The sequence below is a fragment of the Pseudomonas sp. NDM genome (assembly GCF_003105095.1).
GTDB classification, from domain to species: Bacteria; Pseudomonadota; Gammaproteobacteria; order Pseudomonadales; family Pseudomonadaceae; genus Aquipseudomonas; species Aquipseudomonas moraviensis_A.
Genome location: NZ_QETJ01000124.1, coordinates 1 through 15,168, shown reverse-complemented (window position 1 = coordinate 15,168; position 15,168 = coordinate 1). Strand labels below are relative to the sequence as shown.

The window sequence follows — 15,168 nt, the reverse complement described above, 5'->3', positions numbered from 1 at the left end:
GTCAGTCAAGGGCGATGTCGGCTGAATTGACGCTTTCGCGAGCAGGCTCGCTCCCACAGGGTTTTGCGCTGTCTCGGGTTGCCGAGAGTGGGCCAGCGCATTCGCGGCGGCGACGGCGATGTTCAGCACGCGCCCGAGCGGCAGGCCGGCGGCGTCGAGCAATCCCGCCAGCGGCGCGCCCCACTGTGGGTAGACCAGCACCGGGCCGTCCGCCGAACGAATCAGCGCGAGCGGGTTGATCGCCCATTGCGATGGCAGCTGCACATGGAAGTCGCGCTCCAGCCGCTGGCACAGCGCCGGACGCTGGATCGGCGCGCGTACGGCAAACCATGTCTGGCCCGAGCGGCTGTCTTCGAGGGTGAACCACGTCAGTTCATGGTCGCGACGCAGCAGGCTGAACCGGCAGATGTCCAGCCATGCTTCATCGAGCATCGGCGCATCGGTCGCGCGGGAAATTGCAGATGAGGATGGCTGGCCGGGCATACACATTCACCGCTGGAAATGGGATTCAGGCTGGTGGCGAAGTATACGCAGCGTTTTTTTGCCAGAGGGCCAGCCGCTGCGCTGATGTCCGTCTGCGGCCTCAAGATGGCCGTCCAGAGCCTCGCACCGTGGTTTTTGAGGCTATAAAAGCGCGCGACTTATCCCTCGGGATAATTGCTTTATGCCAGGCCGTCACCTAGCGTACGCCTGATAACCCGGCGCCCGCGCCCTGTCCTTCTCACCTGCAACGCAGAGGCCTGCATGATCCGACTCGGCCAAGCCACGATTTCTCTGGAACGGCGCGAAGCCTTTCTCGATGGCCGGCCCTTGCGCGTGGGCGGGCGGGCGTTCGAAATACTCTCGGTGCTGATGCAGGCCGACGGGCGCATCGTCAGCAAGGACGAACTGATCAATCAGGTGTGGCCGGACATCGTCGTCGAAGAGAACAATCTGCAAGTGCAGATTTCCTCGCTGCGCAAACTGCTCGGGGAAAAAGAAATCATCCAGACGGTTCCCCGTCGAGGTTACCGATTATTGAAAGACCGCGAACCCAATCTGCCGCTGTTCAACCCACTGGCCTCGGCGCCGATCGTGGCGCAGCCGCCGCCGGTCGATGCGCAATCGGTGCCGGTGTTCATTGTCGACGATGAGGCCTGCGTGCGTACCGCGTTGAGCCGCTTGTTGCGCGCCGAAGGCATCGAACACCGGATTTTCCAGTCCGCCGAGGAATTGCTCGACGCCGATATCGCCAATGGCCCGGCGTGCCTGCTGCTCGACGTCAGCCTGCCGGAAGCCACGGGTTTGCAGTTGCAGGCGGCACTGAACCAGCGCGGCTTGCCGTGGCCGGTGATCTTCATGACCGGCCACGGCACCATTCCGATGTCGGTGCAGGCCATGAAGGCCGGCGCGGTGGAGTTTCTGACCAAGCCCTTCAATGACGATGAACTGCTCGGCATTCTGCGCAACACTCGTCAGCACGCGGCGACGGCGTACGATCAATGGCAACGGGTTCAGCACGTGCGGCAATTGGCAGCGCAACTGACGCCGCGTGAGCGCGAGGTGCTGCCGCTTATAGTTGGCGGTCTGTCGAACAAGCAGATCGCCAACCAGTTGGGCACCAGTGAGGTGACCGCCAAGGTTCACCGTAAACACATCATGGCGAAGATGCAGACCCGCTCGCTGGTCAACCTCGTCGAACTCTACGGACTGATCAGCGCTGCGCCTTCGCCTGGCCCATCGAGCCTGTCGTGAGCGGCCTGGCGGGGTGCCCGACGGCAGCCGACGGCACCCGACCTACCATCGTCTGCATCGTTGATGACGACGCATCCGTGCGCAAAAGCCTGTCGAATCTTCTGCGTTCCGTCGGTTATCGCGCGCAGGTGTATGCCAGCGGCGAAGCGTTTCTCGCCGACGCCGACTTCGCCGAGATCGCCTGTCTGCTGCTGGACCTGCGCATGCCCGGCCTGTCCGGCATCGACGTCATGCGCGCGCTGCCGCGACAGATTCCGGTGATCTGCATGTCTGCTCACTGGGACGAGGCGGCGCTGGCCGAAACCGGGCATTACCAGGCGTTCGAGTGCCTGTGCAAACCCTTCGAGGAAGAGGTGTTACTGGCGGCACTCGACAAGGCCCTGCACCGCTAAAGCTGCTCACTTCAACTGTCCTGCATGGTTTCTTCCTGAGTCTCGATCACGGGCAACGACTCAGTCATCGAAGCGTGACACACCGCCAGGATTTCATCGGCCAGCGCCGAGTCGTCCGGGCAGGCCCGCGACAGCATGATCGCGCCGACCGCATGGGCCAGCAGGTCGATCATTTTGCTTCTGCCCTCACCTTGCGGCGCGGTCGGGTATTTCTCGCCCAGGATCTGCAATAAGCGCTCGATGCCCTCGGCGAAAGCTGTCTTCACATCCCCCGACTGCCGCGCCGCATCGCCGCACAGTGCCGCCATGGTGCAACCAGTGGAACGGCCGTCGCGATGGTCGCGTGAAACGTACACATCGATGAAGTCCTGCACGCTCATCGCCTCGGCGCTGGCCAGTGACTGCGCCAGGCTGTTGGCCGACGCTTCGGCCATCAGGTCGGCCTTGGAGCCGAAGTGTTTGTAAAAACCGCCGTGGGTGAAACCGGCCGCCGCCATCAGGTCAGCCACACCAACCCCGTCATAACCGCGTTCGCGGAACATCACTGAAGCCGTTTCGACTATGTGCTCGCGATTGGCCTGAGCCTGAGCTTTGGATACGCGCATGTTGGATACCTCCAGCGCTGAAAAATCATGGCTCGATGATACATAGATGTTGGCCATAATCAAAACCGTTGACAGTTTAGATTTCGATCATCATCCTAAAAGCCCGCAATCACTCTTCTACTGAAAAAGAGCCGACACCATGACTACTCGCCCTACTGTTCTGATCACTGGCGCCTCCACCGGCATCGGCGCGGTCTACGCCGCACGTTTCGCCCAACGCGGGCACGATCTGGTGCTGGTCGCCCGTGACCAGTCGCGTCTGGACGCCCTCGCCACCAATCTGCGTGCCGAATACAACGTCAATGTCGAAGTGCTGCAAGCCGATCTGACCCGACTCAGCGATCTGCAGACTGTCGAAGCGCGCCTGCGCGACGACGCGCGCATCGGCATCCTCGTCAACAATGCCGGCGCCGCGCAGTCCGGCACGTTCATCGAACAAAGCACTGACAGCGTGGCGCAACTGGTCGCCCTCAACACCACCGCGCTGGTGCGGCTGGCCAGCGCCATCGCCCCGCGTCTGGCCAAGGCTGGGGACGGCGCGATCATCAACATCGGTTCGGTGGTGGGCCTGGCGCCGGAGTTCGGCATGTCGGTGTATGGCGCGACCAAAGCGTTCGTGCTGTTTCTCTCCCAGGGCCTGAGCTTGGAGCTGTCGCCGAAAGGCGTGTACGTGCAAGCCGTACTACCCGCCGCCACCCGTACGGAAATCTGGGACCGCGCCGGTATCGACATCAACACGCTGACCGACATCATGGAAGTCGGCGACATGGTTGACGCTGCGCTGGTCGGTTTTGATCGTCGCGAAGTCGTCACCATCCCGCCGCTGCATGAAGGCGAACGCTGGGATGCCCTGCAAACCGCGCGGCAGGGCCTGCTGGGGCAGATTCGCCAGTCGGCCGTGGCGCCACGTTATCTGCCTCAAGCCTGACTTCAACCGGACCCGCCGCCAGTGCGGCGGGTTCCTACCGACAAGAGCATCCGTAATGAAAGCATTTTTCATCGAGCGCTACGGCAAGCAGAACGGCCGGATTGGCGACGTCCCCGAACCGCTGATCGGGGAAAACGACGTGCTGATCGAAGTGCACGGCAGCAGCATCAACCCGCTCGATCTGAAGATTCGCAGCGGCGAATTCAAGATGATCCTGCCCTATCAGATGCCTTTGATATTGGGCAACGATGTCGCCGGTGTGGTGCTCGGCACTGGTGCGGCGGTCAAGCGGTTCAAGCCGGGCGATGAGGTTTATGCCCGTGCGCCTGAAAACAGGATCGGCACGTTTGCCCACCGCATCGCCGTCGACGAAACAGCGGTCGCCCTCAAACCCGCCCGTCTCGACATGACCGAGGCGGCGTGCATGCCGCTGGTGGCGTTGACCGCGTGGCAGGCATTGGTTGAAGTCGCCAGGTTGCAAAAGGGTCAGAAAGTGTTGATCCACGCCGGCTCCGGTGGCGTCGGCACAGTCGCCATTCAGCTGGCCAGACACCTCGGCGCTTTCGTCGCGACGACTACCAGCACGGCGAATGTCGAGTGGGTCAAAGCGCTGGGCGCTGACGTGGTGATTGATTACACGCAACAGGATTTCGCCAGCGAACTGCGCGATTACGATGTAGTGCTCAACAGCCTCGGTGGCGATGTGCTGGAGAAATCGCTAAAGGTGCTGAAACCGGGTGGGCAGCTGATTTCCCTGTCCGGACCGCCGACCGCGCAGTTCGCACAGGAGCAGGGTTTGTCGTGGCTGCTTGGGTTGGTCATGCGTGTGCTCAGCAGCGGTATCCGGCGAAAGGCGCGCAAGCGTGGGGTGCGTTATGCGTTTCTGTTTATGCGCGCCGATGGCATTCAGTTGCAGAAGATCAGCGCATTGATCGAGGCTGGGGTTATCAAACCGGTGATCGACCGGATCTTTGCCTTCGATCAGATAGCTGACGCCTTGCACTACGTCGAACAAGGCCGGGCCAAGGGCAAGGTCGCCATCGTGATCGATCCTGAAAGCCCCTCACCCTAGCCCTCTCCCAGGGGAGAGGGAACTGACCGAGTTGAATGTGCGAGTTATACCGACCTGAGATATCCAGGCGAACACAGATCTTGAAAAGCCCACAAATCAGCTCCCTCTCGCGGAGGGAGATGGAACTGAACGAGTTGAATGCGCGAGTTACGCCGACCTGAAATAACGAGGCGAACACAGGTCTCAAAGAGCTCACAAATCAGCTCCCTCTCGCGGAGGGAGATGGAACTGAACGAGTTGAATGTGCGAGTTACACCGACCTGAAATACCGAGGCGAACACAGGTCTCAAAGAGCCCACAAATCAGCTCCCTCTCCTCGGGGAGAGGGCTGGGGTGAGGGGTGAATTCACTGCGGTGTTTGGGCATGCGCGTTGCAGCTCCAAGCCCGACTCGCCCCTCCTGCTGAAACTTCGAGAAACCCCTCTCGACTTGCGTTTTCCCCAACCTGCACCACGCTTGATTCACAGAAGTGCCGGGTTTCATGGCAAAACTGCGGTTAACTGAATGGTTAGTTACCGCTATAATCCCGCGCTTCATTCAAACGGGACTTTCAATGTGAACCACAGTCAACGCGTCTCAGGCGTTTCAACGTTCATTCTCGTCGGCCTTGGCGTGATCATCGCCCTGCTCGGTCTGGCGCTCGCGGCCGGCGGTGTGAAGCTGGTCAGCCTGGGCGGTTCCTGGTACTTCCTGGTCGGCGGTCTGGCGATGACCGTTTCCGGTGTGCTGATCGCACTGAAGAAAACTGCAGGCGCTTGGCTGTTCGCCGCGTTTCTCGTGGCGACTGCGATCTGGGCGGTGGCTGACGCCGGGCTGGTGTTCTGGCCGGTGTTCTCGCGGCTGTTCATGTTCAGCGCGATCGGTATGGTCGTCGCGCTGGTCTACCCGCTGCTGGCGCGTGCCAATGGCCGCGTTGCCGGTCGCGGCGCGTATGCCGTGGCCGCTGTGCTCGCCGTGGGTGTGGCGGTTGCTGCGGGCAACATGTTCGTCGCGCATCCAACGGTTGCCGCCACTGGCACCGGTCCGGGTCTGACCCCGGTGGAGCCGGCCAAGGCGCAGAAAGACTGGGCGCACTACGGCAACACCGAAGGAGGCAGCCGTTTCGCCGCGCTCGATCAGATCAACCGCAACAACGTCGACCAATTGAAAGTCGCGTGGACCTACCACACCGGTGACGTCGCCGAGAGCGATGGCAACGGCGCCGAAGACCAGCTCACCCCGCTGCAGGTCGGCAACAAGGTGTTCATCTGCACTCCGCACAACAACCTGATCGCCCTCGACGCCGACACCGGTAAAGAGCTGTGGAAGAACGCGATCAACGCGCAATCGAAAGTCTGGCAGCGCTGCCGTGGCATGGCTTATTTCGACGCCACCGCCACCCTCGCTCAGCCGAGCAATTCTTCGATCATCGAAGCCAAACCGGCGCCGGCCGCCAACTGCCAGCGCCGTCTGCTGACCAACACCATCGATGCCCGCCTGATCGCGGTCGACGCTGACACCGGCGAGTTCTGCCAGGGTTTCGGCAACAACGGTCAGGTCGATCTGAAGGCCGGACTGGGGGATGTTCCGGACAGCTACTATCAGTTGTCGTCCGCGCCATTGATGGCCGGCACCACCGTGGTGGTAGGCGGTCGCGTCGCCGACAACGTGCAGAGCGACATGCCCGGTGGCGTGATTCGCGGGTTTGACGTGATCACCGGCACCATGCGCTGGGCGTTCGACCCGGGCAACCCGCAGGATCGCAATGCACCGGCCGATGGCAGCACCTACGTGCGCAGCACGCCGAACAGCTGGGCGCCGATGTCCTACGACGCAGCGACCAACACGGTGTTCCTGCCCATGGGCAGCTCGTCCACCGACATCTATGGTGTCGAGCGCAGCGAACTGGACCACAAGTACGGCGCCTCGATCCTCGCGCTGGATGCCAGCACGGGTGAAGAACGCTGGGTGTTCCAGACCGTGCACAACGATCTGTGGGACTTCGACCTGCCGATGCAGCCGAGCCTGATCGACTTCGACAAGGACGGCCAAAGCGTTCCGGCGCTGGTCATCGGCACCAAGGCCGGGCAGATCTATGTGCTCGATCGCGCCACCGGCAAGCCGCTGACTGAAGTCAAGGAAGTACCGGTGAAAGCCGCGAACATCCCCAACGAGCCGTACTCGCCGACCCAGCCGAAATCCGTGGGCATGCCGCAGATCGGCGCGCAGCACCTGACCGAGTCGGACATGTGGGGCGCCACGCCGTATGACCAGTTGCTCTGCCGCATCGACTTCAAGAGCATGCGCTACGAGGGTCTGTACACCGCCCCGGGTACTGACAGATCGCTGAGCTTCCCGGGTTCGCTGGGCGGCATGAACTGGGGCAGCATCTCCACTGACCCGGTGCACGGTTTCATCTTCGTCAACGACATGCGCCTGGGTCTGTGGATTCAGATGATCCCGTCGCAGAACAAGGGCCAGGCCGCAGGCGGTGGCGAAGCACTGAACACCGGCATGGGCGCTGTGCCGCTCAAAGGCACGCCGTACGCAGTGAACAAGAACCGCTTCCTCTCGGTGGCCGGCATTCCGTGCCAGGCGCCGCCGTTCGGCACGTTGACCGCGATCGACATGAAGACCCAGAAAGTCGCGTGGCAGGTTCCGGTCGGCACCGTTGAAGACACCGGTCCTCTGGGCATTCGCATGCACTTGCCGATCAAGATCGGTCTGCCAACCCTCGGCGGCACCCTGTCGACCCAGGGTGGCCTGATCTTCATTGCCGGCACCCAGGACTTCTACCTGCGCGCCTTCAACAGCGACAACGGCGAAGAAGTCTGGAAAGCGCGTCTGCCAGTCGGCAGCCAGGGCGGCCCGATGACCTACGTTTCGCCGAAGACCGGCAAGCAGTACATCGTCGTCACCGCTGGCGGCGCACGTCAGTCGACTGATCGCGGCGATTACGTGATGGCCTACGCCCTGCCGTAATCCGCTGCTGCACATCCACCCACTCCCCAGCGCGCGGTGCCTCACAGCACCGCGTCGCCGTTTTATTGCGTTGAAGATTTCAGCAGGAAGGATTCACATGTCATCGGCTGTTCGCTTTTCCCGTTCCAGACTTTGCACCAGCCTGTTGCTGGGCCTGAGCTGCACCACTGCCCTGCCCGCGCTGGCCGCCAGCGATTCCGGTCTGCTGACCCGCAGCACCCTCACCGGTGACTGGGGCGGCTTGCGTCATCAACTGGATGAAGACGGCGTCAAGTTCAGCGGCGATTACAGCGGCGAAACCGCTTACAACGCCGACGGCGGCCTGCACCGTTCGGCGCGTTATTCGCAGAACATCAAGCTCGGCGTGCAGTTTGATCTGGGCAAGCTGTATGGCGTCGACAATGCCGGCAAGGTGCAACTGACCATCAACGACCGTCGCGGCAACAGCGCTTCGGAAGATCTGGTCGGCAACCGCTTGCCGATTCAGGAAAACTACGGCGGCCTGTACACGCGCCTGACCGAGCTCAGTTACGAGCGCAGCCTGTTCACTCCGGCGCTGAACGTGAAGCTCGGCTACATGGCCATGGGCAACGACCTCGGCGGCCTCGACAGCGGCATTCTGTGCAACTTCATGAACGCTGGTTTCTGCGGCCATCCGCTGAACATGTCCGGCGGCAGCGGCTGGACCAACTACCCCAACGCGCGTTTGGGCGTGCGGGTCAAATACGACCTGTCGCCGTCCTGGCAACTGCGTGTGGCGGCGTTCAACGTCGACCCCGAGAGCAATGGCAATTCCAGCCGCGCCTGGCATTTGGGGCCGAAACACACCACCGGCACCGTCGTACCGATCGAGCTGGTGTACAAGCACGCCGGCGAGCTGCCGGGTGAATACAAGCTCGGCTATTACTACGACAGTTCCGACGTCAAACGCATTGGCAGCGACGACGAGGTGTCCGGTCGTGGCGGTCATTACCTGCTGATCGATCAGGCGATATGGCGTTCGCCGACCTCCGAGGGGCGCAGCCTGCATGCGTTTGGTCAGTATTCGGCGGCCAGTGAAGCGGCCTCACCGTTCAGCAAGTGGTACGGCACCGGCGTAGTCCTGTACAAACCGTTCGAAGGCCGCCCGCGTGACACTCTGGCGCTGGGCTATGGCCGCGCCGTGCCGAACCCGCGCAGCCGTGATGTTCAGCAGGATGCCGCCATGGCCAATGGCGCTGCATTCCCGCATCTCGACAGCGCTGAGCAACTGATCGAATTGGGCTACGGCTACCAGGCCACCCCATGGCTGACCCTGCGCCCGAACCTGCAATACATCATCGAACCGGGCGCGTTCTCCGGGCAGGACATCGACAATGCGCTGGTGGTGGGGTTGCAGGTGAAGGCTGCGCTTTAAGCCTCTGCATCCTGGACATGCGAAAAACCGGCTCAAAGCTGGTTTTCGCTCATGATTGGGGATACTTAATGCGCCTTCGATGATCCGAAGTGAACAGTTGTTCTTTCGCTCCTGCCAGATGAGACATCAGTGAAATGTCCGCCAGTGCACTGGTGCGCTTAGCTCGGATTCACAGGTTAACGCTCGGCCATAAAACCTCGGCCACAATTTAAGAAGGTTGATCAAGGCATGATCGCATTAATCAATCCGCGAAAACGCTTGAAAAACCCCGATCAAAAAGTATCCTCCCTCCCGATAGGACACTGCGACCCCTGACAAAAGATGAATATGAAACTTCATCGGTCGATTTTTTATCTCTGGTCCCCAATAATCACGGTTCGCCAAGGGCGTGGTTTTAATGCGCGTGCGCTCCAATCGGTCCAAGGCGAGGCTGTTGCCGCATCGCAGGAGCATGGTGTGCGATGAAACTTTGAATCCCCGCAGGCTTTCGGGGATGGGCCGAGGCGTAAAAGTGAGTTTCTGGTAACAAGCCGTCGAGCTTGGTGAGGCTGGGAAGAGAACCAAGCATTGGAAGGAGTCACCATGCTAAAGAATATTCGCATCACGGGTTTCAAGAGCTATCGAGACCAGAAGCTACCGCTTTCCTCCTTGACGTTGATGATTGGTGCCAACGCCTCGGGCAAAAGTAACGCACTGGAAGCCTTCCGCTTTCTATGTTGGCTCGGCCAAGGTCAAAAACTATCGGTATTACGTCACAGAGTCGATGATTCCGAGCAGATCCTCCGTGGCCAGGTGAAGGATCTTCCCTACCTGAGAAAAAAATCCTTTACCTTAGGTTGCGAAACTGACGACGAAGACTGGAATAGCCTCAGCGTCGAAATCACTCTCCGAGACGATGAACTGCATATAGTTCAGGAAACGATTGAGTCGCCTCGGCAAAAAATGCCTCTCTACCGTATTGAACAGCCTTCAACCGGTTTGAGCACCGACGCGCGAGTTGCCTACAATAATTTTGCGAGGGGCGGCAAAAAACCGCAGGTCACTTGTACCGATCAGATCGCAATCTTTAATCAATTGGCCAGTTCGGCACTGTTCGAGGCCGGGCACAAAGTAGCGCAGAAAGTCATCCCTGAAACCACCAGCCATTTCCAGAGCCTGCTTGCCAACACCTTGTTTCTTGATCCTGTGCCCTCCCTTATGCGAGGAGACAGTTATCCAGACAAAAAACTGCGCGGGGACTGCTCCAATCTATCCGGAGTGCTTTTCTCACTTTGGCAAGATAAGGAAATCCGACCTGCCATCATCGAGTTCATCAGAAGTTTGCCAGAACAAGACGTGACGGATGTCCGTTTTTTTGAGGACCGGCGAGGACGCGTTTCCCTGGAGTTAATCGAAAGCTTTGGTAGCGTCGAACGAGATTGGTCTGTCGAATTGCTTTCCGATGGCACGCTTCGAGTGCTGGCGATCGCGGCTGCTTTGCTATCTGCGCCGGCAGAGTCGACACTTGTTATTGAAGAGGTCGATAACGGAGTCCACCCATCACGTGCCAAACAATTATTGAAAACCATGCGTGAGCAGGCCGAATTGCGCGGAGTGCGCCTATTAGTCAGTACTCATAATCCGGCTCTAATGGATGCATTACCGGATAGTGCATTGGGCGACACCGTATTTTGTTATCGCGATCCAAAGGATGGCGATAGCCGCTTGGTGCGCCTTTCCGACTTGCAGGACTACGCAGGACTGGTATCTCAAGGTCCGCTCGGAGAGTTGGTCACTAACGGAATAGTCGATCGTTTCGTCAAGTCGCCTGTCTCAATAGAGCAGAAAAGGCAGAACGCACTGGCTTGGCTGCAGAAAATGCAGGGGGAGACCTGATGACCTCAATCTGCCTGATCGATACAAGCATCTTCGTTAATCTGTTGAATGTTCCTGGGCTCAACCAAGCAGCGGTTCAAGTGGGCGCTGATTTTCGCGAGTATGCGAACAATAGCTGCACTTTTATTTTGCCAATGGCCACCATTCTGGAAACCGGTAACCATATAGCCCAAAACGGTGATGGAAGGCTGCGTCGGCAAACGGCTCAACGTTTTTGCGACGCGGTACGCGATGCGTTCGAGGACGAACCCCCGTACAGACTTAGCGAGTATCCAAATACGAGAGAAATACTAGAGTGGCTGGCCGAGTTTCCCGACAAAGCAGGACGAAACAAGTCGCCCACCCGTACCGGTGAAGGCACTAGCTTTGGTGATCTGAGTATCATTAAGGAGTACGAACGATGTCTGGATCGTTTTCCTATGAGCGAGATTTTTATCTGGTCCCTCGATGGTGATTTGGAAGCATATCGTCACGTGCCGGCACGTCCGCCTCGTCGATAAAACCGGATATACGACCACCCAGCAAACGTGTACCGGAACCGCACAACTGCTGCCATGTATTGCTATCTGCGAAAACCAGGCCGCATAAAGAACAAAATCACCGCGACCAGTGAATTATTTGGTTACTTCTGATCTCTGATCCCACAGAGGGCGTGCCATCGAAAGGATGGCATCGCAGAGAACGGACCTCGTCTTCCCTGCCCCACCATGGCAGCGACATGCAACAAGACGGCTCAGCAGCAGAGTAATCACCATGAAATCACGCAAGAACACCGTCAAACCGATCGGTTTGAAAGACATCACCATTGTCGACGACGCCAAGATGCGCAAGGCAATCACCGCCGCCGCACTGGGCAACGCCATGGAATGGTTCGACTTTGGCGTCTACGGCTTTGTCGCCTATGTGCTCGGCAAGGTCTTCTTCCCCGGCGCCGATCCCGGCGTGCAAATGATCGCCGCGCTGGCGACCTTCTCCGTGCCTTTCCTGATTCGTCCGCTGGGCGGGCTGTTCTTTGGTGCGCTCGGCGACAAATACGGCCGGCAGAAAGTCCTCGCCGCGACCATCGTCATCATGTCCCTGAGCACCTTTGCCATCGGCCTGATTCCGTCCTATGCCTCGATCGGCATCTGGGCGCCGATCCTGCTGTTGCTGGCGAAGATGGCCCAAGGTTTCTCCGTGGGTGGCGAGTACACCGGCGCCTCGATCTTCGTCGCTGAATACGCACCGGACCGCAAACGCGGCTTCCTCGGCAGCTGGCTGGATTTCGGCTCGATCGCCGGTTTCGTCTTTGGCGCCGGCGTGGTGGTGCTGATTTCGACGATCCTCGGTGAACAGCGCTTCGAAGAATGGGGCTGGAGAATTCCGTTTTTCCTTGCCCTGCCGCTGGGCATGATCGGCCTGTATCTGCGCCACGCCCTGGAAGAAACCCCGGCGTTCCAGCAGCACGTGGAAAAGCTCGAACAAGGTGACCGCGAAGGCCTCGCCGGTGGCCCGAAAGTGTCGTTCAAGGAAGTCGCGACCAAGCACTGGCGCAGCCTGATGACCTGCATCGGCGTAGTAGCGGCGACCAACGTCACCTACTACATGCTGCTCACCTACATGCCGAGTTACCTGACCCACAACCTGCATTACAGCGAAAACCACGGCGTGCTGATCATCATCGCGATCATGGTCGGCATGCTCTTCGTGCAGCCGCTGATCGGCTTCGTCAGCGACAAGATCGGCCGCAAACCCTTTATTGTCGTCGGCAGCATCGGCCTGTTCATCTTCGCCATTCCGGCGTTCATGCTGATCAACAGCGGCAGCATCGGCCTGATCTTCTCCGGCTTGCTGATTCTGGCGGTGTTGCTCAACTTCTTCATTGGCGTCATGGCCTCTACCCTGCCGGCGATGTTCCCCACCCATATCCGCTACAGCGCTTTGGCCAGTGCCTTCAACGTCTCGGTGCTGATCGCCGGTCTGACCCCGACTGCCGTGGCCTGGCTGGTGGAAAGCACCAACGATCTGTACATGCCCGCGTATTACCTGATGGTGATCGCCGTGGTCGGCCTGATCACCGGCGTGACCATGAAGGAAACCGCCAACAAACCCCTGCGCGGCGCGGCCCCGGCGGCCTCCGACCTCGAGGAGGCCAAGGAGCTGCTGCAGGAACACCACGACAACATCGAACAGAAAATCGAAGACATCGATGCCGAGATCGCCGAGCTGGAGGCCAAGCGCAAGGTGCTGGTTCAGCAGCACCCGCGCATCAACGAGTGATCCGCCAGACCCAGAAAAAATCGGCGGGGCCGTCACCCCGTCGATTACTCGGAGCGCGGCTTGGTGTTAAATAGGCGCCAGTCTTGACCTTGTCGCTTAAAGCCGTGCAACGAGAACCGCTATGAATACCCCTGCCCAGAACATCTTCGCTCAACAGGTGACCCGATGATCGAAGTCACCGAAGTCTCCATCGCCCAACTGCGCGCCGCCCTCGAATCCGGCCAGACCACTGCCGTGGAACTGGTACAAGCCTATCTGGCGCGCATTGATGCCTACGACGGCGCCGACACCCCGACGGCACTCAACGCCGTAGTCGTGCGCAATCCTGAAGCGCTGAACGAAGCCCGCGCCTCCGATGCCCGTCGCGCCAAAGGCGCAACCTTGGGGCCGCTCGATGGCATCCCCTACACCGCAAAGGACAGCTACTTGGTCAAAGGCCTGACCGCCGCCTCCGGCAGCCCGGCTTTCGCCGATCTGGTTGCCCATCGCGATGCTTTCACCATCGAGCGCCTGCGCGCTGCCGGGGCGATCTGCCTGGGCAAGACCAACATGCCGCCGATGGCCAATGGCGGCATGCAGCGTGGCGTTTATGGCCGCGCTGAAAGTCCGTACAACGCCGCCTACCTCACCGCGCCTTTCGCCTCCGGCTCGTCCAATGGCGCCGGTACCGCCACCGCAGCGAGTTTTGCTGCATTCGGTCTGGCCGAGGAAACCTGGTCGAGCGGTCGCGGCCCTGCGTCGAACAATGGGCTGTGCGCCTATACCCCGTCGCGCGGGGTGATTTCGGTGCGCGGCAATTGGCCGTTGACCCCGACCATGGACGTCGTCGTGCCGTTCGCGCGGACCATGGCCGACCTGCTTGAGGTGCTCGACGTGGTCGTCGCCGAAGACCCTGACACCCGTGGCGACTTGTGGCGCCTGCAACCGTGGGTGCCAATCCCCCGCGTCAGCGAAGTGCGCCCGGCGGCGTACAGTGAACTGGCCGCCGACGCCAAAGCCCTGGCCGGCAAACGCTTCGCCATCCCGCGCATGTACATCAACACCGACGATGACGCCGGCACCAGCGAAGCCCCTGGCATCGGCGGCCCGACCGGTCAGCGCATCAACACCCGCGCTTCGGTGATCGACTTGTGGCAGCAGGCGCGTCAGGCCCTGGAAGCCGCCGGTGCTGAAGTCATCGAAACCGATTTCCCGCTGGTCTCCAACTGCGAAGGCGACCGCCCCGGCGCGCCAACCGTGTTCACCCGTGGCCTGGTCTCGAAGGAATTCCTCCACCACGAACTGTGGGATCTGACTGCCTGGGCGTTTGACGACTTCCTGCAGGCCAACGGCGACCCGAAACTCAATCGTCTGGTCGACGTCGACGGGCCGAAAATCTTTCCGCACGACCCCGGCACCCTGCCCAACCGCGAAGGCGATCTGGCCGCCGGCATGGACGAATACGTGCGCATGGCCGAACGCGGTATCACGCCGTGGAATGAAATCACTACCGTGCCTGATGGCTTGCGCGGTCTGGAGCAAACCCGGCGCATTGACCTCGAAGACTGGATGGACACGCTCGGCCTCGATGCGGTGCTGTTCCCGACCGTCGCTGACGTGGGCCCGGCGGACGCCGATGTCAATCCTGCCTCGGCCGATATCGCCTGGAGCAACGGCGTCTGGGTAGCCAACGGCAACCTCGCGATCCGCCACCTCGGCGTGCCGACCGTGACCGTGCCGATGGGTGTAATGGCCGACATCGGCATGCCCGTCGGCCTGACCTTCGCCGGCCGCGCCTACGACGATTCGAACCTGTTGCGCTTCGCCGCTGCGTTTGAATCGACCGGCAGCAAACGCCAGATCCCACCGCGTACCCCGCCGCTGGTGTAACCCTTACTGACACACCGCTATCAACTGTAGGAGTGAGCCTGCTCGCGATAGCGGTGTGTCAGCCGACAAAGCGCTAT

General features: G+C 60.4%; 12 protein-coding genes. 10 read left to right on the top strand and 2 right to left on the bottom strand.

Annotated elements, in window-relative coordinates; translation table 11 throughout:
- The coding region (locus DCO47_RS20315) for a hypothetical protein (protein ID WP_133247417.1) at nucleotides 1-483 on the bottom strand (483 nt) is incomplete at its 3' end.
- Between the two features lie 261 nt (nucleotides 484-744).
- Between DCO47_RS20315 and DCO47_RS20310 the strand changes: the two genes are divergently transcribed.
- Both DCO47_RS20310 and DCO47_RS20305 read left to right on the top strand, forming a co-directional pair.
- Entirely contained in the window at nucleotides 745-1,734 is a 990-nt protein-coding gene (locus DCO47_RS20310) for a response regulator (RefSeq protein WP_064362447.1), read from the top strand.
- The gene (locus DCO47_RS20305) at nucleotides 1,731-2,126 is read left to right on the top strand and encodes a response regulator transcription factor (protein ID WP_223259153.1); all 396 of its coding nucleotides are present in this window, start codon (nucleotides 1,731-1,733) and stop codon (nucleotides 2,124-2,126) included. The genes DCO47_RS20310 and DCO47_RS20305 overlap by 4 nt, the downstream gene beginning before the upstream one ends.
- Before the next feature lie 11 nt (nucleotides 2,127-2,137).
- Here DCO47_RS20305 and DCO47_RS20300 read toward each other — a convergent pair whose 3' ends face one another.
- Complete coding sequence (locus tag DCO47_RS20300) at nucleotides 2,138-2,731, bottom strand: TetR/AcrR family transcriptional regulator (RefSeq protein WP_083352831.1); 594 nt, start codon at nucleotides 2,729-2,731, stop codon at nucleotides 2,138-2,140.
- A gap of 139 nt (nucleotides 2,732-2,870) precedes the next feature.
- On the opposite strand from DCO47_RS20300, the gene DCO47_RS20295 reads away from it, so the two are divergent.
- The 8 genes from DCO47_RS20295 to DCO47_RS20260 all read left to right on the top strand — a co-directional run bounded on the left by DCO47_RS20295 (nucleotide 2,871) and on the right by DCO47_RS20260 (nucleotide 15,091).
- Complete coding sequence (locus DCO47_RS20295; RefSeq protein WP_116658785.1) at nucleotides 2,871-3,659, top strand: SDR family oxidoreductase; 789 nt, start codon at nucleotides 2,871-2,873, stop codon at nucleotides 3,657-3,659.
- Between the two features lie 55 nt (nucleotides 3,660-3,714).
- Nucleotides 3,715-4,731 (top strand): NADP-dependent oxidoreductase, encoded by a 1,017-nt coding sequence (locus tag DCO47_RS20290; protein ID WP_116658784.1) that lies wholly within the window; start codon nucleotides 3,715-3,717, stop codon nucleotides 4,729-4,731.
- Nucleotides 4,732-5,286: 555 nt separating this feature from the next.
- Nucleotides 5,287-7,692: a glucose/quinate/shikimate family membrane-bound PQQ-dependent dehydrogenase gene (locus DCO47_RS20285; protein ID WP_116658783.1), complete on the top strand. Its 2,406-nt coding sequence runs from the start codon at nucleotides 5,287-5,289 to the stop codon at nucleotides 7,690-7,692.
- A 97-nt stretch (nucleotides 7,693-7,789) separates the two neighbouring features.
- The gene (locus tag DCO47_RS20280; protein ID WP_042610019.1) at nucleotides 7,790-9,088 is read left to right on the top strand and encodes a carbohydrate porin; all 1,299 of its coding nucleotides are present in this window, start codon (nucleotides 7,790-7,792) and stop codon (nucleotides 9,086-9,088) included.
- A gap of 582 nt (nucleotides 9,089-9,670) precedes the next feature.
- On the top strand, nucleotides 9,671-10,963 hold the full coding sequence (locus DCO47_RS20275) for an AAA family ATPase (RefSeq protein ID WP_116658782.1): 1,293 nt from the start codon (nucleotides 9,671-9,673) through the stop codon (nucleotides 10,961-10,963).
- Nucleotides 10,963-11,463 (top strand): hypothetical protein, encoded by a 501-nt coding sequence (locus tag DCO47_RS20270; RefSeq protein ID WP_116658781.1) that lies wholly within the window; start codon nucleotides 10,963-10,965, stop codon nucleotides 11,461-11,463. The genes DCO47_RS20275 and DCO47_RS20270 overlap by 1 nt, the downstream gene beginning before the upstream one ends.
- Nucleotides 11,464-11,716: 253 nt before the next feature.
- Nucleotides 11,717-13,222: a glycine betaine/L-proline transporter ProP gene (gene proP / locus DCO47_RS20265; protein ID WP_042610020.1), complete on the top strand. Its 1,506-nt coding sequence runs from the start codon at nucleotides 11,717-11,719 to the stop codon at nucleotides 13,220-13,222.
- Nucleotides 13,223-13,387: 165 nt separating this feature from the next.
- On the top strand, nucleotides 13,388-15,091 hold the full coding sequence (locus tag DCO47_RS20260; RefSeq protein WP_116658780.1) for an amidase: 1,704 nt from the start codon (nucleotides 13,388-13,390) through the stop codon (nucleotides 15,089-15,091).
- Nucleotides 15,092-15,168 lie beyond the last annotated feature (77 nt).